Here is a 21,644-nt window from a genome sequence, read left to right on the forward strand (position 1 = left end):
GGGAAGGTCCCCGCAGCCACAGGGCTGCGGGGACCTTCCCATATCTTCAGTTGCTGGAGCCGCGAACTGTCTCGAAACTCCAGGGTTTTGAGGCGGAGAGGTTTAGAGACACCGAAGTGGATTAGGAGAAGGGGCGGCCGCCCTCAGGCGGAACCTGAGCGGGCGCGATGCACTCGGCTAACTAATCCCTTTGGTTGACGTTTAATTCGTCCAATTCGCGGATCGTGACTCGGGCAGGTTCTGGACCCAGCACCTGTTGCGCCCGACCGTAGTTACGCCAGCAGGAAACGCTGAGGATGCTGAAAAAGATAGCACCGGCACCGCCCAGGGCGATGGACATATCGAGCAAGGAGTGTGCTTCGTCGTAGCCTGGATCGTCGAACCCGACTTCGCCAAGGGCGATCCATGCCTCGTAGGCCTGCACCCCGGAGGCAACCTTGGTCACCGTCAGGACCAATATCCACAGGAGTACTGCCCCGGCCGCGAGGTAGGTCACTTTCATGATTCGCCTCTGCCGGTTCCACGCCTTAAAGGTCTTCGGACGCAGCTCCGCCGGCATTGGACCAAGGGCTGCCGTGGAGCGTTTCCACCAGCGGTGCAGCAGGACCGACGAGAGTGCCAATGTCGCCGTCAGCACTCCAAAGGCCGCGACAAGCAGGTCTTTCGAACTCTGCAAATATTCGTAAGCCGGATGGCCGAATGCGACATCCCCTCGCAAAAGCGGCCCGGCAACGTTCAGGAGCCAAAAGCTGAGCAGGAAGAGACCCACAATCAAAGGCAGCTGGAAGACGAAAACTGCGACGCCGTAGATCAGCGTCATACGCCGACAGCGCCGCGACCACGTCGTTGTGCTTTCAGATGTCTCGGCGTGCTGAAGATCTGTCATTGAGGTCCCCCACCTAAATGGCTACTTGGCTCCAGCTTAGCCGGGGGAAGGACACCGGCGCCCCCGCCGGGGCGCTGCCTAGGCATGGTCCGGCAAGAGACCTGGACCATCGAAAGGCAGCTCGTGGCTTCCAGCAATGAACATATTCGGGTAAAACTGCCGGAAGGGTTTGATCCTGCCCGCCACACCGGAGGCTTGGCAAATAAGATCGCCGAGAAGCAAGGCGAAGGCTTCGAGTTCGACTCCATCGTCGACGGCGCATGCCAATGAGCGCGACGCGTTCAAGGGGATCCCTCCGCGGTCTGGTCGCCGAGGTTCCCGCCCCGCTCTTGGCAGAACCATGGTCCCGTTACATGCCAGCCATTCCTAGATATTGATCAACAAAGATTAATCGAAGCAAAGAATTTGGAACGGGCTGGATCACGGATTCTGATCGAACCAATCCGAAGCACTCAAAGCTCTTGCTTTTGGCCGCCCTACTCGATCAACGATCGGAGCCCAAGTCTTGTCCGGTACATCTTCTGCAAACCAATCAAAGGCCCTGATCGAAGGGTGGGCAGCGATTGCCTCCGGATCGGTACTACTCAAGGCGACTGCTTTGGAAAGCAACAATTCCTCCAGATACGGCGCCTCTAGGAGCGGACCCAACCCAGCCAGCCCTTTCATCGATCCGATCTCCAGTCGTTTGAGATGCAGAAGGCTAGCGAGCGAAGGAAGAGTCCGCACTTGAGGCAATCCGTAGAGGCTCAGCAGCCGGAGGTTAGTTTGAGCACTTAGAGCAGACAGATCATGGAGACCACGAATCTGATTGACAGCAAGATAGGTCAACTTCGAGCAACCATTGACCACGTCGATGGACGCCCCAGAACCCCCGCGGAGGTCTAACCGCTCTAGGTGCGGCAGCGACGCCAACAAGCCCGAAGGTATCTTTACCGCCCAGAGCGTCAGGCACCGGACACCCGAGAGCCAATCAACATCCGAGAGGTCGAGCGATGCGTGATCGATCCACACGTCATGCTCCGAGCGCCACTTGGCACCAGACTGAGCGGATCTTCGTTGGGCAACCATGACCCCAAGTCTCTCGCAGAACCCTAGTGTTTCGAGGCGGTTAAGTTTCGAGACGCCGGTCCCATGGGGAACCGTGTGCGGGACAGGATTGGCTCGCACACGGTCCCATCTGATGCTAGAGCCCCGTTCTCCTATCTCTTTTGGCCAAGGCGTGCTTTGCTGAATATTCAAAGTGTCGGAAGAACCATCAACGGGGGAATTATGGAACTTTGGCAATGGGTTTTAGCCCTACTTGGTGGGGCGTCAGTGGTCTTCATCTTGGGGGCCATCATCTGGGGCATTTTTGATGCCTTAGGGAACGCTCGGTTAGACCCAGCTTTCAGAATCGGCTGGGTGCTCGTGATGGCTTTCGTGCCACTTTTCGGGATAGTTGCCTGGCTCTATGCAAAGCCAAGGCTATCCCGCTCCTTCTGACGAACCATTACCGCGACATAGGCGGGTCAGCTGCAGCGGCCTCTTCTAGTCCAGGACCCTAAGTGAGCGGAGCCTCCTCAACCCTTTAAGAAAGGTCCTCGCTTCGCTCAGGCTATAGGAACCCAGGGGAGGGCGGCTACGGCTCTGGATTTGCTGTCCCGGACGTTTCGTGACGACTTTGTAGGATTGGTCCGCTTCGTCCATTTGCGAATAGGTCAGTCAGCTGGTCAGGGCGGCAGTGCGGCGCAACCACCACTCGCCGAGGGCGACGTGCATGATGAACGCAAGCCAGAAAGCGACGCCGAACATCGTGGGGTCCGGGGCGCCCGGTGTCGTCCCACCGGAGATGGCTTGCTCGATGCTCTCGAAGATCCCAACCCAGATCCTGATGGTGCCGACGGCGACACCGACGGCGAACGCGCGAATCATCCAGCGCCGGTGCTGCCGTACGTCATCATGCCGGATAGCCCGGAATGCGAGCACGAGGCAGGTCAGGAACCAGCTGCCGAACACCACCGTCGCGACGGCTTCTGGAGCGCCTCCCCAGGCGTGGGGTACGCCGAAGAGGAAGGCGAACATCCCGGAGATAAGCGCGCAGGTGAGAAGTATCCGCCCGAGCCTCCGGTGTACGTCGTAGTGGCGGGTACGGAACCGCCGCGACAGCTGCAACGGCGCTCCCAAGAGGTAGACGACTCCCGGCGCGATATGAAGGTAGGCCAGCCACGGGTGGGCGATGTACCGCTCGGCGAAGTCGTCCTCGCTCGGTGTGGTCCCAGCGATGATGTTCGGCCAGTCGACCGCAACCCGGACCGCAGCGGAGACCATCACGATGGTAAGCAGCACTCCGATCGCCACTGAGGTACGACGCACGAGCCGCGGATTCGCGGTCGGCAAATTTTGCGTCACGAGCGGATCGTCGCACCATGTAGCTCCGGTGTCAACGGCCGGCGTTGACTCATGGAAGACGCGCTGAGGAGGAATCGAAGAACTTCTTGGTGATCAGCTTTGGTCTGCTGACGTTCCTGCTCAGCAATGCCAGTTGGGCCTGAATGATCAACTCAGTGTTGCATCCAGGCATCCAGGCAGCCCGACGGGCCGGAGAGCCGCCGCCGCCGGGCCGCACGAACGTGACTGCAAACCGTACCCTGCTGGATGAATTAGGAACTCCGGAGAGGGATCGCCATATCCGTTGACAACATCATGGGGATTCCTACGGAACCAGGATGACCTTTCCGGTGGTTTTCCGCCCCTCAAGGTCGCGGTGTGCCTGGGCGGCCTGCACCAAGGGGTACCGGGCGCCGATCCGGACCTTGAGGCTCCCGTCCGCCGCGGCCGCGAACACTTCGCCGGAGCGCCAGCGCCGCTCCGCAGCGTCCCTCAGGTAGTGCCCCATGGTGGGCCTGGTCAGGAACAACGAACCGCCGGCATTCAGGCGCTGGGGATCCACGGGAGGGACCGGGCCGGAGGCAGCGCCGAAAAGCACCAGCATCCCCCTGACGCGCAAAGCGGCCAGTGAGCCGTCGAACGTGTCCTTCCCAACGCCGTCGTACACCACGTCGGCGCCGGTGCCGCTGGTGATCTCCCTGACCCGCTCCGCGAAGCCTTCATACCGCAGCACGTGGTCGGCGCCGGCGCCGCGGGCGAGCTGCTCCTTCCCGTCCGTGGAGACCGTGGTGATGACTTCCGCCCCCCGGGCCTTGAGCAGCTGGATCAGCAGCAGGCCCACGCCCCCCGCACCCGCGTGCAGCAGGACGGTGTGGCCCGGTTCCACCTTGAAGGTGGAGTTCATCAGGTAGTGGGCGGTGATGCCCTGCAGGGGAAGCGCAGCTGCCGTCAGGTCGTCCAGGCCGCGCGGGACCGGCAGGGCGGCGGCCTCATCAACGAGCGCGTAGTCCGCGTAGCAGTTGATGCCTTCCGCCGTGGCCACCCGGTCGCCGGGGACGAACCCCGTGACGTGGTCGCCCACGGCTTCAACGGTGCCGGCGGCTTCTGATCCGGGGGTAAATGGGAAGGGGACCTTGTAGGTTCCGCTGCGCTTGTACGTGTCAATGAAGTTAACGCCCGCTGCCCCCACCTTCACCAGGAGCTGGCCGGGCCCCGGGACAGGGCGTTCGATGTCCTCGTAGGTAAGGACTTCCGGTCCGCCTGCCTGACGTGCGACGATTGCGTGGGTCATTGCTCACCTTTCCCGGTCCCGGCGTTTCCGGCTCCGGCTGCTGCCACCATCCTAGGGACAGTCCGCGGAAGCCCCATAGCGGGCACCTTCCGCTGCATGCATAAATATCGGCATCAGTGAATATTTTTGCTGTATGGTGGTGGTCATGACTATTTCTGTTGCAGTGTCCGGTGCCAGCGGATACGCCGGGGGAGAGGTCCTGCGCCTCCTGGCCGGGCATCCTGGCGTCACCATTGGAGCCATCACGGCCCACAGTAATGCCGGATCCCGGCTCGGCGAACTGCAGCCCCACCTGCACGGGCTCGCAAGCCGCATCCTCGAGGACACCACCGTGGACAACCTGTCCGGCCACGACGTCGTCTTCCTGGCCCTGCCCCACGGCGCCTCCGCGGAGATAGCTGCCCAGCTGCCGGCGGGGACCGTCGTCATCGACGCCGGGGCAGACCACCGGCTGGAGGACCCGGCAGCGTGGGAAAAGTTCTACGGTTCCGCCCACGCCGGCACCTGGCCTTACGGCCTGCCGGAGCTGCCAGGCCAGCGCGAAGCCCTCAAGGGCGCCAACCGCATCGCCGTGCCCGGCTGCTACCCGACGTCGGCCCTGCTGGCCCTGGCGCCCGGGTTCACCGCCGGGCTCCTCCAGCCCGACGACGTCGTCATCGTCTCTGCCTCCGGCACCTCCGGCGCGGGCAAGGCCGCCAAAGTGAACCTCATCGGTTCGGAAGTCATGGGCTCCATGAGCCCCTACGGCGTGGGTGGCGGCCACCGCCACACCCCCGAGATCGAACAGGGGCTGTCCAACGCCGCGGGTGAGCACGTGACCGTGTCCTTCACGCCCACCCTGGCGCCCATGAGCCGGGGTATCCTCACCACGGCGACCGCGAAGGTCAAAGCCGGCACCACGGCGGAGCAGCTCCGCCAGGCCTGGACCGATGCGTACGACGACGAACCGTTCGTGCATGTTCTCCCGGAAGGCCAGTGGCCCGCCACGAAGTCCGTGCAGGGGTCGAACCATGCCGCCATGCAGCTGGCGTTCGATTCCCATACCGGCCGGGTGATCGTCACCTGCGCCATCGACAACCTCACCAAAGGGACCGCCGGCGGCGCCGTCCAGTCCATGAACATTGCCCTCGGCCTCGCGGAAACCGCCGGCCTTGACCTGCAGGGAGTTGCCCCGTGACCGTTACCGCCCCCCGTGGATTCCGGGCCGCCGGCGTCACCGCCGGACTCAAAGCCTCCGGCAAACCGGACCTTGCCCTGGTGGTTAATGACGGCCCGTCCAAGGCCGCCGCTGCCGTCTTCACCAGCAACCGCGTCGCCGCAGCGCCTGTGCACTGGTCCCGCCAGGTGGTCTCGGACGGCCGCGTGGACGCGGTGGTCCTCAACTCCGGCGGAGCGAACGCCTGCACCGGGCCAGTTGGTTTCCAGAACACGCACAGCACCGCCGAAAAGGTGGCCAAGGTCCTGGACATCTCCGCCACGGACGTGTTTGTGTGTTCCACCGGCCTGATCGGCGAGCAGCTGCCCATGGATAAGATCCTTCCCGGTGTGGAGGCTGCGGCCGCCGCGCTGAGCGCCGACGGCGGCCCCGAGGCAGCTACCGCCATCATGACCACCGACTCCGTTCCCAAGGCGGCGCTGTTTATCGGCACCGATGCGGACGGCGAGGAATTCGCCATCGGCGGGATCGCCAAGGGTGCGGGCATGCTGGCTCCGGGCCTGGCCACCATGCTGGTGGTCCTCACCACTGATGCGGCGGTGGACGCGGAACTGCTCGACGTCGTCCTCCGCGACGCCACCCGGGTCACGTTCGACCGGGCAGACTCGGACGGCTGCATGTCCACCAACGACACCGTGGTCCTGCTGTCCTCCGGTGCCTCCGGCGCCGTGCCGTCCGCCGAGGTCTTCGGTGCCGGCCTGACCCAGGTCTGCGCCGAACTTGCCCGGAAGCTGATTGGGGACGCCGAAGGTGCCAGCCACGACATCGCCATCCGCACCTTCAATGCTGCCAGCGAAGCGGACGCCGAAACCGTCAGCCGTTCCGTGGCCCGCTCCAACCTCTTCAAGGCCGCCATTTTTGGCAAGGACCCCAACTGGGGACGGGTGCTGTCCGCCGTCGGCACCACCGACGCCGTCTTCGAACCCGACCAGCTCAATGTGGCCATGAACGGCGTCCAGATCTGCCGCAACGGCAGCATCGGCGACGACCGCGGCCTGGTGGACCTGGAACCGCGGGAGGTCCTGGTGGAAATCGACCTCCAGGCCGGCGACGCCGAGGCCACCATCTGGACGAACGACCTGACCCACGACTACGTGCACGAGAACAGCGCCTACTCAAGCTGACGCACCACCTGAGCCGGCCCCTTCCGACCCCCGGCAACTCTGGAGAAACTGCCTGATGAATACCCGCACCCGCGAAACCACGTCCACGCTTGACGCCCAAAGCAAGGCCGGCACCCTGATCGAGGCGCTGCCCTGGATCCAGCGCTTTGCCGGCACCACGATGGTGATCAAGTATGGCGGCAACGCCATGGTCAACGACGAGCTGCGCCGTGCCTTCGCTGAGGACGTTGTGTTCCTGCACCACGTGGGCATCCACCCTGTGGTGGTGCACGGGGGCGGGCCCCAGATCAACTCCATGCTGGCCCGGCTTGGCATCGAGTCCGAGTTCAAGGGCGGCCTGCGGGTCACCACTCCGGAAGCCATGGACGTGGTCCGCATGGTCCTCACCGGCCAGGTGGGCCGCGAACTGGTGGGCCTGATCAACTCCCACGGCCCCTACGCCGTGGGCATGTCCGGTGAAGACGGAGGGCTGCTGCGCGCCGTGCGCACCGGCACCGTCATCGACGGCAAAGAAGTGGACCTGGGCCTGGTGGGCGAAGTAGTGGGCGTGAACCCGGAAGGCATCCTGGACATCCTCGCCGCCGGCCGCATCCCCGTGATCTCCACGGTGGCCCCGGAAATCGACGTCGATGGGTTCGCAGCAGACGGCAGCGTCCAGACCACGGGACAGGTGCTCAACGTCAACGCGGACACCGCGGCGGCAGCCCTGGCCGAAGCCCTCGGTGCCTCCAAACTGGTGATCCTCACCGACGTCGAAGGCCTGTATGCCAACTGGCCGGACAAGTCCTCGCTGATCTCCTCCCTTAAGGCATCGGACCTTCGGGCACTCCTGCCATCGCTGGAATCCGGCATGATCCCCAAGATGGAGGCCTGCCTCAAGGCGATCGACGGCGGTGTTGAGCGTGCGCACATCGTGGACGGACGCCTGGCGCACTCCATGCTGCTGGAAACCTTCACCACCGCCGGGATCGGCACCCAGGTGGTCCCCGACGAGGAGACGAACGCATGAACGAAACTGTTGACGTAAGTCCGGTCAGCGACCGGGACGCCAAAGCTTCCGCGATGACCGGCATCGGCAGCGGCCCAGAGTGGCTGGCCCGCTACTCCAGCTCCCTCATGGGCGTCTTCGGCACCCCGCAGCGCGTCCTGGTCCGCGGCGCCGGCTGCCTGGTCTGGGACGCCGACGGCAAGGAGTACCTCGACCTGCTCGGAGGCATCGCCGTCAACGCGCTGGGCCATGCCAACCCGTTCGTCACGTCGGTGATCTCCAGCCAGCTGGCCACCCTCGGCCATGTCTCCAACTTCTTCACTAGCCCCACGCAGATCGCGCTGGCCGAAAAGCTCCTGGCCCTCACCGACGCCCCTGCCGGTTCCAAGGTGTTCTTCACCAACTCCGGCACCGAGGCCAACGAGGCCGCCTTCAAGCTGGCCCGCCGCAATACGGGCGGCAGCGGCGCCAAACGGACCAAGATCATCGCCCTCGAGGGGGCCTTCCACGGCCGGACCATGGGCGCCCTTGCGCTGACCGCCAAAGAGTCCTACCGCGAGCCGTTCGAGCCGCTGCCCGCCGGCGTCGTGCACATTCCCTTCGGCGACGTGGAGGCACTGAAGGACGCCGTTGACGAGACCGTGGCCGCCGTCTTCCTGGAGCCCATCCAGGGCGAGGCGGGCGTGCGCCCCCTGCCGCCCGGATACCTTCGGGCCGCCCGCGAGCTGACCGCCAGGGTGGGAGCTCTGCTGATCCTCGACGAAGTGCAGACGGGCATCGGCCGCACCGGGAAATGGCTTGCCAGCGAGGATGCCGGGATCATGCCCGACGCCGTTACCCTGGCCAAGGGCCTGGGCGGCGGCTTCCCGATCGGTGCCCTGATCACCTATGGTCCGGAGACGTCGTCGTTGTTGGCTGCGGGCCAGCACGGCACCACGTTCGGCGGGAACCCGGTGGCGACAGCGGCCGCCCTCGCCACCCTGCACGCCATCGAGAGCCAGCACGTGCTGGCCAATGCCTCGGCCGTGGGTGGGCACCTGCGGGCCGGGCTGGCCCGCCTGCCGGGCGTCACCGAAGTCCGCGGCGAAGGCCTCCTCATCGGGTTCGACCTGGATGCGGACGTCGCCCCGGCCGTGGTGCAGGCAGGCCTTGATGCTGGGTTCATCGTCAACAGCCCTGGTCCCCGCACCATCCGCCTTGCGCCGCCGCTGGTCCTGACCACGGCGCAGGCAGACACCTTCCTCGACGCCTTCCCGGCAATCCTCCAAGCAGCTAAGGACGCCCAGTGACACCAGCAGCCAGCGCTACCCGGCACTTCCTCAAGGACACGGACCTCAGCCCCGCCGAACAGGCCGAGGTCCTCGGCCTCGCAGCCCGGATGAAGGCGGCGCCCTACAGTGTCCAGCCGTACGCCGCCGAGGGCAGCGGCCGCAAGACGGTGGCCGTGATCTTCGACAAAACCTCCACCCGGACCAGGGTCTCGTTCGCCACAGGGATCGCGGACCTGGGCGGCAACGCCCTGATCATCAACCCGGGGGAGGCCCAGATCGGGCACAAGGAATCCGTGGAGGACACCGCCAAGGTCCTGGAGCGGATGGTGTCCACCATCGTCTGGCGGACCGGCGCCCACGCCGGCCTGGTGGCCATGGCGGAGAACTCCAGGGTTCCGGTGATCAACGCCCTGTGCGACGATTACCACCCCTGCCAGCTGCTGGCGGACCTGCTGGCCGTGAAAGAGCACAAGGGCGAAATCAAGGGCCTCACCATGAGCTACCTGGGGGACGCCGCCAACAACATGGCCAATTCCTACCTGCTGGCCGGAGTCACGGCCGGAATGCACGTGCGGATCGCCGGTCCAGAAGGTTACCTGCCGGCGGCGGACATCGTGGCCGCAGCCGAGGAACGCGCTGCGGAGACGGGCGGCTCGGTGCTCATCACCACTGACGCGGCGGAGGCCTTGAAAGGGGCCGACGTCGTTGCCACGGACACGTGGGTGTCCATGGGGCAGGAGGCGGAAAAGGAAGCCCGGATGCAGCTGTTCCGGGAGTACGCCGTGGACGAGGCGGCCATGGCACAGGCCGCGGAAGACGCCGTCGTGCTTCACTGCCTGCCCGCCTACCGCGGCTACGAAATCTCTGCCGGCGTCATTGACGGACCGCAGTCCATCGTCTGGGACGAGGCCGAAAACCGGCTGCACGCCCAGAAGGCCCTGATGGCCTGGCTGATGCACCGTTCCGGCCTGGCCTTCGTTGACGGGCTCGCACCCGTTGAAGGCACCGGGGAGAGCACGTTCTAGTGTCCGCCCAATCGGCCTCGCCGGGTTCCAGCCCGGCCACCAAGACAGCCCGCCAGGCGCGCATCACCGCCATCCTGACGGGGGAGTCCGTGCGTTCCCAGGCAGAGCTGGCAGCATTGCTGGCGGACGACGGCGTGCAGGTCACCCAGGCAACGCTGTCGCGGGACCTCGTGGAACTCGGCGCGGTCCGGGTCCGCGGCAAGGAGGGCGTGCTGGTGTACGCCGTACCCGGCGAGGGTGGCGAACGGGCCGCCCGGAGCGGGGTGAGCCAGGAGATCCTGGACGCCCGGCTGGCCCGGCTGTGCAGCGAACTGCTGGTCACCGCGGAGGCCTCGGCCAACATTGCCGTGCTCCGCACACCGCCCGGGGCGGCAAACTTCCTGGCCCTGGCCATCGACCATTCGGTGATGCCGTCCATCCTGGGCACCATCGCCGGGGACGACACCGTGCTGCTGGTGGCCCGGGACCCGCAGGGCGGCCAGGACCTCGCCGCCAGGTTCCTGCAGCTGGCCGAGGAAGCCGGGCAATAAGCTTGAAGACAACATCAACAAACCCCAATCACAAGGAGCATTCGAAGTGACTGAACGCATTGTGCTCGCCTACTCGGGCGGCCTGGACACCTCAGTAGCCATCGGCTGGATCGGTGAAGCCACCGGCGCCGAGGTCATCGCCGTGGCGGTCGACGTCGGACAGGGCGGCGAGTCCCTGGAAACCATCCGCCAGCGCGCCCTCGGCTGCGGCGCCGTCGAAGCCTACGTGGCCGACGCCTCCGACGAATTCGCCAACGAATACTGCATGCCCACGCTGAAGGCCAACGGCCTCTACCAGGGCCACTACCCGCTGGTGTCCGCCATCTCCCGCCCGGTCATCGTCAAGCACCTGGTTAAGGCTGCCCGCGAATTCGGCGCCACCACCGTGGCCCACGGCTGCACCGGCAAGGGCAACGACCAGGTCCGCTTCGAAGTGGGCATCCAGACCCTCGGCCCGGACCTGAAGTGCATCGCCCCGGTCCGCGACCTGGCGCTCACCCGCGACAAGGCCATCGCCTTCGCCGAGGAAAAGGGCTTGCCGATCGAGACCACCAAGAAAAACCCGTACTCCATTGACCAGAACGTCTGGGGCCGCGCCGTGGAAACCGGCTACCTCGAGGACATCTGGAACGCCCCCACCAAGGACATCTACGACTACACCGCCACCCCGGAGTTCCCCCCGGCACCGGACGAGGTTGTCATTTCCTTCGAAGCCGGCGTTCCGGTGGCGATCGACGGCGTCAAGGTCACCCCGCTGCAGGCCATCAAGGAGCTCAACCGCCGTGCCGGCGCCCAGGGCGTGGGCCGCATCGACGTCGTTGAGGACCGCCTGGTGGGCATCAAGTCCCGCGAAATCTACGAGGCTCCGGGCGCGATGGCGTTGATCACAGCGCACAAGCACCTCGAGGACATCACCGTTGAGCGCGAGCAGGCCCGCTTCAAGGCCACCGTTGGCCAGCGCTGGTCCGAGCTGGTGTACGACGGCCAGTGGTTCTCCCCGCTGAAGCGCTCCCTGGACGCGTTCATCGAGGACACCCAGAAGTACGTCTCCGGCGACATCCGCATGACGCTGCACGGAGGCCAGGCCATCGTCAACGGCCGCCGGTCCGACACCTCGCTCTACGACTTCAACCTCGCCACCTACGACACCGGCGACACCTTCGACCAGTCCATGGCGCGCGGCTTCATCGAGCTGTGGGGCATGTCCGCCAAGGTGGCCTCCGGCCGCGACATCCGGGTCGCGGGTCAGTAAGTGTTGTCCGCTACAAACGAAGGCGCACTGTGGGGCGGCCGGTTTGCCGGCGGCCCCGCGGATGCCCTGGCGGCGCTGAGCAAGTCCACCCACTTTGACTGGCGGCTTGCCCGCTACGACATTGCCGGATCCAAGGCGCATGCCCGCGTGCTGCACAAGGCCGGCCTGCTGGACGACGCTGAACTGGAAGGCATGCTGGCCGCCCTGACGCAGCTGGATGAGGACGTGGCTTCCGGCGCCTACCTGCCGGCTGAGTCAGACGAGGACGTGCACGGTTCGCTGGAACGCGGCCTGATCGAGCGCGCCGGAACCCAGCTGGGCGGCAAGCTCCGCGCCGGCCGTTCCCGCAACGACCAGGTGGCCACCCTTGGCCGCATGTTCCTGCGGGACCACGCCCGGATCATCGCCCGCGGCGTGCTGGCCACGATCGATGCACTCGTGGAGCAGGCCAAGGCGCACCACGGTGTTGCCATGCCCGGCCGCACCCACCTGCAGCACGCCCAGCCGGTGCTGCTCAGCCACCACCTGCTGGCCCACGCCTGGGCGCTCCTGCGCGACGTGCAGAGGCTCCAGGACTGGGACAAGCGGGCCGGCGTTTCGCCCTACGGTTCGGGTGCGTTGGCCGGATCCTCGCTGGGCCTCGACCCGGAGGCGGTGGCCGCGGACCTGGGCTTCTTCTCCGCCTCCCACAACTCGATCGACGGCACCGCCTCGCGCGACGTCTTCGCCGAGTTCGCCTGGGTGTGCTCCATGATCGGCGTGGACCTGTCCCGCATCTCCGAGGAAGTCATCCTCTGGGCCACCAAGGAGTTCTCCTTCGCCACGCTGGATGACTCCTACTCCACGGGGTCGTCCATCATGCCGCAGAAGAAAAACCCGGATGTGGCGGAACTGGCCCGCGGCAAGGCAGGCCGCCTGATCGGCAATTTGACCGGGCTGCTGGCCACGCTCAAGGGCCTGCCGCTGGCGTACAACCGCGACCTGCAGGAGGACAAGGAGCCGGTGTTCGACGCCGCCGACACCCTGGAGCTCCTGCTTCCGGCGGTCTCCGGCATGATCGCCACCCTGAAGTTCAACACCGAACGGATGGAGTCGCTGGCACCGCAGGGCTTCGCGCTGGCCACTGACATTGCTGAGTGGCTCGTCCGGCAGGGCGTCCCGTTCCGGGAAGCGCACGAGCTGTCCGGCGCGGCCGTGAAGCAGGCCGAATCCCGCGGCGTGGAGCTGTGGGACCTGACGGACGGGGAATACGCGGCCATCTCGGAGCACCTGACGCCGGAGGTCCGCACGGTCCTGTCCACGGAGGGCTCGCTGAACAGCCGCAACTCCCAGGGCGGAACTGCGCCCGCCGCCGTCGAACGCCAGCTGGTTGCGCTGGAGGCGGAGCTGAAGGAAGCGCGGCACTACGCCGGGTAAAACGCTCTCTCACTTAATGCAAGGTTTCCCGCAACGCTCCTGCACCGGGTGCAGGAGCGTTGCCGGTTTTCATGCATCAAATGAGAGAGCGTTGGGGGTTAACCGCCGGACGCTCCCCGCTAGCATGGTGCCATGAGCGAACCGTTCCGCAGGCTACTCCGCGCGCTACCCGATTTCCCGGACACGCTGCCGGACTTTGACCCGGAGGGCGCCCCCACGGATCCCGCTGAGCTGTTCAGGCACTGGCTGGGCGAGGCGCTGGCGGAGGGGGAGCGGCAGCCGCATGCGTGCAGCCTGGCCACGGCGGGTGGAGACGGCAAACCGTCGTCCAGGATGCTGATCCTGAAGAACATTGACGACGACGGCTGGCACTTCGCGACGTCCCGCACTTCACGCAAGGGCAGGGAACTGGGCGCCAACCCGCATGCTGCCATGACCTTCTACTGGCCCACCCAGGGCCGGCAGGTCCGCGTGGCCGGGGCCGTCGTCGAACTGTCCGCCGAGGCCTCCGCGCAGGACTGGGCGGAGCGGCCCCGGGCCGACGGCAGCACCAACCCGCACTGGCAGCTCTACGCCCTTCGGCCCGCCGAGATCGAGTTCTGGCAGGCGAGCCACGACGGCAACCATGTCCGGCACCGCGTCGGTCCCGACGGCTCACCCCTGGGTTAGGCTGTCGCCATGACAGCTCCCGCACCAGACGAACTGCTCCCTGCGCTCCACAAAGCCGCGGATAACGTTGCCGCCGACGCTGCCCGGTTCAGCGATGAAGACGCGAAGGCGCCCTCCGCCCTGCCCGGCTGGACCCGGGGGCACGTGCTGGCCCATCTGACCGGAATTTCCAACGCCATGGCCCGGCAGCTTGAGTACGCGGCGCGCGGAGAGGCCGTGGAGCTTTACGACGGCGGCATGGAAGGCCGGAACAAGGCCATCGACATGGCAGCTGGCCACGACGCCGCCACCCACCGCGCGGACCTCACCGCCGCGCTGGACCGGGCACTCAGGGCCTTCGACGCACTGCCCGGCGTCAAGGATTCTTCGGCGAACCGCACCGGCTGGTACGCCCCCATCACCTTTCGCGGGGGCGTGGTCCTGGACGGCGGGCTGGCGCTGTGGCGGGAACTGGTCATCCACGCGTCGGACCTGCTGGCGGGCAGGGGTCCGGAAACCTGGAGCCGGCCGTTCTGCGAGCACCTCTTCGATTTTCTGGCGGCCAGGGTCCAGCCCGACGACAAGCTGGTGCTGCAGCCACTGGGACTCCAGCCGGTCAGCATTGGCAGCGGCAACCGGTCCACTGTCATCAGCGGCATGATCACCGATATCGCAGCCTGGCTCGCCGGCCGCGAGCCGACGCTGGGCAGCCTGAGGGCCTCGGCCGCAGCTGACGGCGTGAACCTGCCCGAGCTGCTGCCGTGGCCTTCCGGAACCCCTGTCGCCGGCAGGACAGGCTCGAAGGCCTAAGCGGCTTCGCGCGCCAGCAGGCTCTGCTTGATGGGAAGCCCCCAGCGGAAACCGCCCAGGGAGCCGTCCGTCCGGATCACCCTGTGGCAGGGCACAAACAGCGCGGCGGCATTGAAGGCGCAGGCGCTGGCGGCTGCCCGCACCGCTTTGGGGTTGCCGGCGAGCTCCGCGTACTGGGTATAGGTGACGGGCTGTCCCGGCCGCACCAGCCGCAGGACGTCCCAGGCGTGGACCCGGAAAGGTCCTGACAGCTGCCGCACGGGAACGCTTATCGCCGGCGCCGGGTCACCGGCGTAGAAGGCTTCGACGGCGGAGGAGATTTCCCCCAGCCCGCTGACTGGTTCCAGCGTTCCGGGCCGTAGGGACGGATGGATCTGCCCGGTCAGCTCGCCAGGGTTGTCTGTCCAGCCGCTGGAGAGCACGACGCCGTCCTGGGCAATGACGGTGAACGGGCCGTCCGGGGTGGTCATCTGAAGCAGCTGGGCCTTCATCGGTTCGCTTCCTCTGCTGGTCTGGTGCCTTGGTTTGTGTGTGCTGCTGTGCTCCTGCGGGTACCGGACGCAGGCCGGGCTGCCGCCCGCCACAGGTGCATGGTGGCGTACGAGCGCCAGGGGCTGGCTTCCCGGAAGTCCGCGGTGGATGCCGCGGTACCCTCCCCGAGAGCACGGATCCCGTTCCGTACCGCTGCGTCGTTGGCCAGGAAAACGTCCGGGGCGCCAAGGATGCGCATGGCCAGGTATCCCGTGGTCCATGGTCCCACGCCGGGAAGCGGAAGCAGTTTGGCGGCCAGGCTTTCCGGGCTGTCGCCATAGCCAAAGTCGAGTCCGCCGTCCGCCATCGCAGCAGCTGCCGCGAGGAGGGCGGCGATCCGCCGTTGCGGTCCGCGCAGGACCGCGGAGCCGCCGCCGGCGACTTCGGCCGGGGTGGGAAACATCCGCTCCAGGCCCTCGCCGGGGCTTAGGCTTGGACGTCCGACGGCGGCCAGCTGGGTGAGTGCGGTCCGCGCCGCTGCCACGGTGATCTGCTGCCCGGCCATGGCCCGGACCAGCATTTCCGCCGGATCCATGGCACCGGGCATCCTGATCCCGGGAGTGCCCGCCACTGCGGCAGCGAGCGTGGCATCCCCTGCCAGTGCACTGTCGATCGCCACAGGATCCGCATCGAGGTCAAAGAGCCGCCGTACCCGGCTCAACAGGGACGGCAGGTCCCTAAGGTCCACCGCGCCGATAGTGAGGGTCAGCGGCCGGCCCGGAGCACCGGCGTCGTAATCCACCCGGAACCTCGCATCACCCTGGGGCAGCCGCAGCGTTCGGGCGTAGGACGTGGGCGTTCCCGCTTCGATCCCGGGGATGGCCCGGACGGCCAGGAAGGTGAAGATTCCGGGATCGAAAGGTTCACGGTAGGGGAGGTTGAGGGTGAGAGCGGTGGAGCCGGCGGGGGCCTTCGGATGCCTCGCTGTGCGGAGCGCCGTGGGCGTCATGCCAAAAACCTCCGCCATGGTGTCGTTGAACTGGCGGACGCTGCTGAACCCGGCCGCAAAGGCGACGTCGGCGAGCTTCATGGAGGTGGAGACCAGCAGGGTCCGGGCAGTCTGCGCGCGGCCGGCACGTGCAAGCGAGAGGGGCCCCGCGCCCAGTTCCTGGCTGAGGATGCGGTTGAGCTGGCGGGAGGAATAGCCCAGGCGGGCCGCCAGGCCGTCGACGCCGTCCCTGGTGACCACGCCGTCACTGATCAGCCGCATGGCGCGCCCGGCAATATCCTGGCGAAGGTTCCAGGCGGGTGTGCCGGGAACCGCTTCCGGCAGGCAGCGCTTGCAGGCCCTGTAGCCGGCGTCGTGCGCTGCCGCGGAGGTTTCATAGAAGGTGACGTTGGAGGCCTTTGGAGTCCTGGCCGGGCAGGACGGACGGCAGTAGATGCCCGTGGTCCGGACGGCAGTGTAGAACTGTCCGTCGAACCGGATGTCCCGGGCGTCGATCGCCCGGTAGCGCTGCCAGAAGTCCATTCCTCCATCGTGCCAGCCCTCCGGTGCGCCGGCTAGCGGAAATCGGACACGGCCGTGGGGCGTCAAATATGTGAGGGGCGGCGCCGGCGTTGGATAGAGTCTGGCCATGAGCAGAAATCCGCTGACGGCCGGCCAGCCGCTGCGGGAGTTCCTTTCCGGAGACGCCCGCCAGCTGGCGCCCCTGCTGCTGGGCGCCGTCCTGACCCATGACTCCAGGGATGGTGCAGTATCGGTGCGGCTTACCGAAGTGGAGGCCTACCTGGGGCCAGAGGATTCCCTGCACCCGGATCCAGGATCACATACCTACCGCGGTCCCACACCCCGCAACGCCCCCATGTTCGGCCCGGCCGGCCACCTGTACGTCTACTTCACCTACGGGATGCACCACTGCACGAACATCGTGTGCGGGCCGGAAGGAACGGCGTCGGCCCTGCTGCTGAGGGCAGGGGAGATCGTGGACGGTGTTGAACTCGCCCGGCACCGGCGGACCACCTCCAAAAGCCCCGCCGACCTGGCAAGGGGGCCTGCCCGGCTGGCCAAGGCCCTGGGACTAACGACGGCGGACAGCGGCCGTGATGCGCTCGCGCCGCCGTTCGGGCTGGTCCTTCCCTCCCGGCCGGCAGTGCCGGTGAGCTCCGGGCCAAGGGTTGGGGTCTCCGGCGCAGGAGGGGCGGACCGGTACGCATGGCGCTTCTGGATCACCGGCGACCCCACAGTCTCCCAGTACAAGCCGGCCAAACCCAGGGGAGCCAAACCGGATCCGGCAACGTTTCACGGGCGTTAACGGAAATGGTTGTAGAATGGTAGGTCTGTCTTTTGCGATAGGGGAACGTTAAATGCTTGACGCCGATTTGGCCCATGAACGCGACTATGTAGCCGGCCTGTACGCACGGCTGGAAGAGCTGCGCGAGGAAAAGCGCCGCCAGCTGGCGCAGGTCCGCCGGGCCGGGGCTGTGGGCACCATGCAGAACGTCTCCGAGCGCGACGCGTTCGCTGCTCTCTACGAGGACCGGCTTGCCCAGCTGGACGCGGTGGACGACCGGCTGGTCTTCGGCCGGCTGGACCTGGACTCCGGCGAAGCCCAGTACATTGGCCGCATCGGCCTCACCACCGAGGACCTGCAGCGGCTCATGGTGGACTGGCGTGCGCCCGAGGCCGGCCACTTCTACCAGGCCACGGCCTTTGACCGGCAGGGTGTGCGCCGCCGCCGGCACCTGATCCTGCAGGGCCGTGAGGTCAAGGCCATCGAGGATGACGTCCTTGACGCCGGGATGCTGGCGGACAACGACTCGCTGCAGGGGGAAGGCGCCCTGCTCGCCGCCCTGAATTCCAAGCGCACCGGCCGGATGTCCGACATTGTCAGCACCATCCAGTCCGAGCAGGACCGCATCATCCGGTCATCCATCTCCGGGGCGCTCGTGGTGCAGGGCGGACCCGGCACCGGAAAGACCGCCGTGGCCCTCCACCGGGCTGCCTACCTGCTCTACACCCACCGCGACCGCCTCAAGACCGCAGGCGTGCTGCTCGTGGGCCCGTCGTCGTCGTCGTTCATGAAGTACATCGAAAGGGTGCTGCCCTCCCTGGGCGAGACCGGCGTGGTGATGGCCAGCGTGGGCCGCCTGATGCCCGGCATCCACGCCGTGCCGGAACCGGACGCCGACGTCGCGGCCATCAAGGGCCGCCTGGACATGGCCACCGTGGTGGCCAACGCTGTGGCCAACCGCCAACGGATTCCCGCTGAAGACCGGATCCTGGAGGTGGACGGCCGCAGGCTGGTGCTGACGCCGCGCCAGGTCCGCCGTGCCCGCGAGCGTGCCCGCTCCACCGGCAAGCCGCACAACGAGGCGCGTGTGACGTTCGTCAAAATCCTGCTCCGCGAACTCACGGAACAGATGACCGAACTGGTTGAAGCCGGGAACATCGGCAACAACGCAGACCGCTCCTACCTTGCCGAGGATGTCCGTTCCGCACGCGATGTACGGATCGCCCTGAACCTCTGCTGGATGCCCATGACGCCGGAGAAGCTGATCTCCGAGCTTTTCAGCAAGCCGGCCATCCTGGAATTCTGTACCCCCACCATGTCTCCGGCTGAACGGGCGCTCCTGCAGCGCCCGGCCGACGCCCCCTGGACCGAGTCGGATGTGCCGCTGCTGGACGAGGCCGCCGAGCTGCTCGGCGAACTGGACCCGGCCGCCGGACGCGGGCTCGCCCAGCAGGAGCACGACCGTGCCCGCGACCTTGCCAACGCCAAGCAGACCCTGGTGAACATGCAGGCGGCAGGGGTGGATCCCCTGATGTCTGCCGAGGAACTGGCCGAGCAGAACCAGGAACAGGAAACGCGGCAAACTGCCGCAGAGCGCGCCACCAGCGACCGCACATGGGCCTTCGGCCACATCGTGGTGGATGAGGCGCAGGAGCTTTCCCCCATGCAGTGGCGCCTGCTGGTCCGCCGCTGCCCCCTGAAGTCCTTCACCATCGTGGGGGATATCGCGCAGACCAGTTCGGTGGCCGGTGCCAACTCCTGGCAGGGCGCGCTCGCACCCATGTTCGGGGACCGCTGGCAGTTGGAGGAGCTGACGGTGAACTACCGCACGCCGTCCCAGATCGCCGAAGCCGCCGTCCGGATGGCCAACGCGGCCGGATTGGTGGTCTCGGCGCCCAAGGCTGTCCGCGAAGGACGCTGGTCGCCGGTCATCGACGAGGTGGATCCCGGCCAGGTGGTCAGCCGCCTGGTTGAGGTCCTGCCGGAGGAACTGGACGCGCTCGACGGCGGCCTGCTCGCCGTCATTGCCGACGGACACTTCCTGCCGGAAGCCACCGCCGCCTTGCGAGCCGCCCATGGACGCCGGGTGGGCACGGGTGCCGGCAGCTACGAGCAGGACATCGTGGTGATCAGCCCCCGTGAAGCCAAGGGCCTGGAGTTCGACGGCGTGGTGGTGCTTGAGCCGTCCATGATGCTGAACCATGAGCACGGCAAAGTGGGGGACCTGTACGTCGCGATGACCCGGGCCACCCAGAGGCTCCGGCTGATTGCTTCAGAACCGGTGCCGGCAGGGATCAAGCGCTGATCAGGCGCGCCGCATACTGCTAACTTAGAAGGCGTGCCAGAACTCATCAGCCTCGAATCGCAGCAGAACGACCCCACTTTTGCCAACATTTGGCAGGAACTGAAGTGGCGTGGCCTGGTCCACGTCTCCACCGACGAGGCGGAGCTTGAAAAACTCCTCGCCGGCGGACCGGTGACGTACTATTGCGGGTTCGATCCCACCGCGCCGAGCCTGCACCTGGGTAACTTGGTCCAGCTGCTCGTGATGCGGCGGCTGCAGCTGGCCGGCCACAAGCCCCTCGGACTGGTGGGTGGGTCAACCGGTATGATCGGCGACCCCCGTCCCACGGCCGAGCGCACGCTGAACACCAAGGACACCGTGGCCGAGTGGGTGGGCTACCTCCAGGCGCAGGTCCGCCGTTTCCTCAGCTTCGAGGGCGGCAACGCAGCGCAGATGGTCAACAACCTTGACTGGACGGCGCCGCTGAGCGCCATCGATTTCCTGCGTGACGTTGGGAAGCACTTCCGTGTGGGAACCATGCTGCGCAAGGACGCCGTGGCCTCACGGCTGAGCTCGGATGAGGGCATCAGCTACACCGAGTTCAGCTACCAGATCCTGCAGGGGATGGATTACCTCCAGCTCTACCGTGATTACGGCTGCGTGCTGCAGACCGGCGGCTCGGACCAGTGGGGCAACCTCACCAGCGGTACGGAATTGATCCGCAAGGTGGAGGGCAAGAGCGTCCACGCCCTGGGGACCCCATTGATTACCAATGCGGACGGGACGAAGTTCGGCAAGAGCGAGGGCAACGCCATCTGGCTGGACGCCGGCATGTGCAGCCCCTACGCCTTTTACCAGTTCTGGGTCAACACGGCGGATGCCGACGTTGTGGACCGGCTGAAGGTCTTCACCTTCCTTACCAAGGCGGAGATCGAGGAGCTTTCCGTTGCTGTGGCTGAACGGCCGTTCGCCCGTGAAGGCCAGCGGAAGCTTGCCTACGAAGTGACGTCCCTTGTTCACGGTGTGGAAGCCACGGAGAAGGTCATTGCGGCATCCGCCGCACTTTTCGGGAACGGTGACTTGACCGCCCTGGACAAGCCCACGCTCCAGGCGGCAACTTCCGAGCTTCCCTTCGCCACTGTGCAGGTGGACGAGATGGGGATCGTGGACCTGCTCGTTGCTTCCGGGCTGTCCGACAGCAAGTCGGCGGCCAGGCGCACCGTTGGTGAAGGCGGTGCCTACGTCAACAACGAGAAGGTGTCCGACCCCGAGGCAGTCATTCCGGAGTCCGAACTGCTGCATGGGCAGTACCTGCTCCTGCGCCGCGGAAAGAAGAACCTGGCAACCGTGGAGGTCCTGGTTCCCTAGGCTCTTCCGCCGCTTCATGGAGCCCTCTGCACGCTCCTCCGCAGCCGATTTGCACGGCCGCGGGGGAGCGTGTAATGTTTTCTGAGTCGCCGCCGCTGAAGCGGAAAAATAGCGACAAACCCCCACCAAAAAGTGAAGCAACTTCACCATGTGCGGAAGCGCAGAACGAAGAAATGCTTCATTTTATGATGGGCGGATTCATTCCACCGAGTGAATTCCGGGAAAACAACCGGATTTGCAAAGTGAAAATGAATGAAATAAGATTGAAACATCGCAGCGAAGAAATACGGAATAAGAATTCATGGAAATGAATTGTTTCGGGAATATTCGAATGTGTCTGTTGTTTGAGAACTCAATAGTGTGCCAAGTTTGTTGATACCAATTGTTTTAGTGATTGGTTGAA

General features: G+C 66.1%; 22 protein-coding genes. 16 read left to right on the forward strand and 6 right to left on the reverse strand.

Annotated elements, in window-relative coordinates; all coding sequences use genetic code 11:
* Nucleotides 1-181 precede the first annotated feature (181 nt).
* Nucleotides 182-820 (reverse strand): hypothetical protein, encoded by a 639-nt coding sequence (locus tag IEX43_RS05430; RefSeq protein WP_188809401.1) that lies wholly within the window; start codon nucleotides 818-820, stop codon nucleotides 182-184.
* 189 nt (nucleotides 821-1,009) lie between these two features.
* Here IEX43_RS05430 and IEX43_RS05435 point away from each other — a divergent pair, with 189 nt between their 5' ends.
* Nucleotides 1,010-1,156: a hypothetical protein gene (locus IEX43_RS05435; RefSeq protein ID WP_188809402.1), complete on the forward strand. Its 147-nt coding sequence runs from the start codon at nucleotides 1,010-1,012 to the stop codon at nucleotides 1,154-1,156.
* 150 nt (nucleotides 1,157-1,306) lie between these two features.
* On the opposite strand, the gene IEX43_RS05440 is transcribed toward IEX43_RS05435, so the two are convergent.
* A complete protein-coding gene (locus IEX43_RS05440) occupies nucleotides 1,307-1,954 on the reverse strand; it encodes a leucine-rich repeat domain-containing protein (RefSeq protein WP_188809403.1) in 648 nt (215 codons plus the stop codon).
* A gap of 201 nt (nucleotides 1,955-2,155) precedes the next feature.
* Between IEX43_RS05440 and IEX43_RS20550 the strand changes: the two genes are divergently transcribed.
* Nucleotides 2,156-2,368, forward strand: a complete 213-nt coding sequence (locus IEX43_RS20550; protein WP_377102484.1) for a PLDc N-terminal domain-containing protein — start codon at nucleotides 2,156-2,158, stop codon at nucleotides 2,366-2,368.
* 219 nt (nucleotides 2,369-2,587) lie between these two features.
* On the opposite strand, the gene IEX43_RS05450 is transcribed toward IEX43_RS20550, so the two are convergent.
* Both IEX43_RS05450 and IEX43_RS05455 read right to left on the reverse strand, forming a co-directional pair.
* Nucleotides 2,588-3,238, reverse strand: coding sequence for a DUF2306 domain-containing protein (locus tag IEX43_RS05450; RefSeq protein ID WP_188809405.1), 651 nt, complete (start codon nucleotides 3,236-3,238; stop codon nucleotides 2,588-2,590).
* Nucleotides 3,239-3,578: 340 nt separating this feature from the next.
* Nucleotides 3,579-4,544, reverse strand: a complete 966-nt coding sequence (locus IEX43_RS05455; protein WP_188809406.1) for a quinone oxidoreductase family protein — start codon at nucleotides 4,542-4,544, stop codon at nucleotides 3,579-3,581.
* 145 nt (nucleotides 4,545-4,689) lie between these two features.
* Here IEX43_RS05455 and argC point away from each other — a divergent pair, with 145 nt between their 5' ends.
* From argC to IEX43_RS05505, 10 genes are all read left to right on the forward strand, one after another.
* Nucleotides 4,690-5,721 carry an N-acetyl-gamma-glutamyl-phosphate reductase gene (gene argC / locus IEX43_RS05460; RefSeq protein ID WP_188809407.1) on the forward strand — a complete coding sequence of 344 codons (1,032 nt, stop codon included), beginning with the start codon at nucleotides 4,690-4,692 and terminating at the stop codon, nucleotides 5,719-5,721.
* Nucleotides 5,718-6,884: a bifunctional glutamate N-acetyltransferase/amino-acid acetyltransferase ArgJ gene (gene argJ / locus IEX43_RS05465; protein WP_188809408.1), complete on the forward strand. Its 1,167-nt coding sequence runs from the start codon at nucleotides 5,718-5,720 to the stop codon at nucleotides 6,882-6,884. The genes argC and argJ overlap by 4 nt, the downstream gene beginning before the upstream one ends.
* Nucleotides 6,885-6,939: 55 nt before the next feature.
* Nucleotides 6,940-7,893 carry an acetylglutamate kinase gene (gene argB, locus IEX43_RS05470; protein ID WP_188809409.1) on the forward strand — a complete coding sequence of 318 codons (954 nt, stop codon included), beginning with the start codon at nucleotides 6,940-6,942 and terminating at the stop codon, nucleotides 7,891-7,893.
* Between the two features lie 53 nt (nucleotides 7,894-7,946).
* Nucleotides 7,947-9,161: an acetylornithine transaminase gene (locus IEX43_RS05475; protein WP_188809446.1), complete on the forward strand. Its 1,215-nt coding sequence runs from the start codon at nucleotides 7,947-7,949 to the stop codon at nucleotides 9,159-9,161.
* Nucleotides 9,158-10,168, forward strand: coding sequence for an ornithine carbamoyltransferase (gene argF, locus IEX43_RS05480; protein ID WP_188809410.1), 1,011 nt, complete (start codon nucleotides 9,158-9,160; stop codon nucleotides 10,166-10,168). Before IEX43_RS05475 ends, argF begins: the two co-directional genes overlap by 4 nt.
* Nucleotides 10,168-10,698 (forward strand): arginine repressor, encoded by a 531-nt coding sequence (locus IEX43_RS05485; protein ID WP_188809411.1) that lies wholly within the window; start codon nucleotides 10,168-10,170, stop codon nucleotides 10,696-10,698. The genes argF and IEX43_RS05485 overlap by 1 nt, the downstream gene beginning before the upstream one ends.
* 46 nt (nucleotides 10,699-10,744) lie before the next feature.
* Nucleotides 10,745-11,950 (forward strand): argininosuccinate synthase, encoded by a 1,206-nt coding sequence (locus IEX43_RS05490; protein ID WP_188809412.1) that lies wholly within the window; start codon nucleotides 10,745-10,747, stop codon nucleotides 11,948-11,950.
* Complete coding sequence (gene argH / locus IEX43_RS05495; protein WP_188809413.1) at nucleotides 11,951-13,366, forward strand: argininosuccinate lyase; 1,416 nt, start codon at nucleotides 11,951-11,953, stop codon at nucleotides 13,364-13,366. It begins immediately after the preceding gene.
* A 132-nt stretch (nucleotides 13,367-13,498) separates the two neighbouring features.
* Complete coding sequence (locus tag IEX43_RS05500; protein ID WP_188809414.1) at nucleotides 13,499-14,035, forward strand: pyridoxine/pyridoxamine 5'-phosphate oxidase; 537 nt, start codon at nucleotides 13,499-13,501, stop codon at nucleotides 14,033-14,035.
* Between the two features lie 9 nt (nucleotides 14,036-14,044).
* Entirely contained in the window at nucleotides 14,045-14,824 is a 780-nt protein-coding gene (locus IEX43_RS05505; RefSeq protein WP_188809415.1) for a maleylpyruvate isomerase family mycothiol-dependent enzyme, read from the forward strand.
* On the opposite strand, the gene IEX43_RS05510 is transcribed toward IEX43_RS05505, so the two are convergent.
* Nucleotides 14,821-15,315, reverse strand: coding sequence for a methylated-DNA--[protein]-cysteine S-methyltransferase (locus IEX43_RS05510; protein WP_188809416.1), 495 nt, complete (start codon nucleotides 15,313-15,315; stop codon nucleotides 14,821-14,823). The genes IEX43_RS05505 and IEX43_RS05510 overlap by 4 nt on opposite strands.
* Nucleotides 15,312-16,826: an AlkA N-terminal domain-containing protein gene (locus IEX43_RS05515; protein WP_188809417.1), complete on the reverse strand. Its 1,515-nt coding sequence runs from the start codon at nucleotides 16,824-16,826 to the stop codon at nucleotides 15,312-15,314. Before IEX43_RS05515 ends, IEX43_RS05510 begins: the two co-directional genes overlap by 4 nt.
* A 106-nt stretch (nucleotides 16,827-16,932) precedes the next feature.
* Between IEX43_RS05515 and IEX43_RS05520 the strand changes: the two genes are divergently transcribed.
* The 4 genes from IEX43_RS05520 to IEX43_RS05535 all read left to right on the forward strand — a co-directional run bounded on the left by IEX43_RS05520 (nucleotide 16,933) and on the right by IEX43_RS05535 (nucleotide 21,552).
* Nucleotides 16,933-17,610 (forward strand): DNA-3-methyladenine glycosylase, encoded by a 678-nt coding sequence (locus tag IEX43_RS05520; protein ID WP_188809418.1) that lies wholly within the window; start codon nucleotides 16,933-16,935, stop codon nucleotides 17,608-17,610.
* A gap of 52 nt (nucleotides 17,611-17,662) precedes the next feature.
* Nucleotides 17,663-19,894, forward strand: a complete 2,232-nt coding sequence (locus IEX43_RS05525) for a HelD family protein (protein WP_188809419.1) — start codon at nucleotides 17,663-17,665, stop codon at nucleotides 19,892-19,894.
* A gap of 33 nt (nucleotides 19,895-19,927) precedes the next feature.
* A complete protein-coding gene (tyrS, locus tag IEX43_RS05530) occupies nucleotides 19,928-21,241 on the forward strand; it encodes a tyrosine--tRNA ligase (protein WP_188732031.1) in 1,314 nt (437 codons plus the stop codon).
* A gap of 74 nt (nucleotides 21,242-21,315) precedes the next feature.
* Nucleotides 21,316-21,552 carry a hypothetical protein gene (locus IEX43_RS05535; RefSeq protein ID WP_188809420.1) on the forward strand — a complete coding sequence of 79 codons (237 nt, stop codon included), beginning with the start codon at nucleotides 21,316-21,318 and terminating at the stop codon, nucleotides 21,550-21,552.
* Nucleotides 21,553-21,644: the final 92 nt, after the last annotated feature.

The organism is Pseudarthrobacter polychromogenes (assembly GCF_014644495.1).
GTDB lineage: Bacteria > Actinomycetota > Actinomycetes > Actinomycetales > Micrococcaceae > Arthrobacter > Arthrobacter polychromogenes.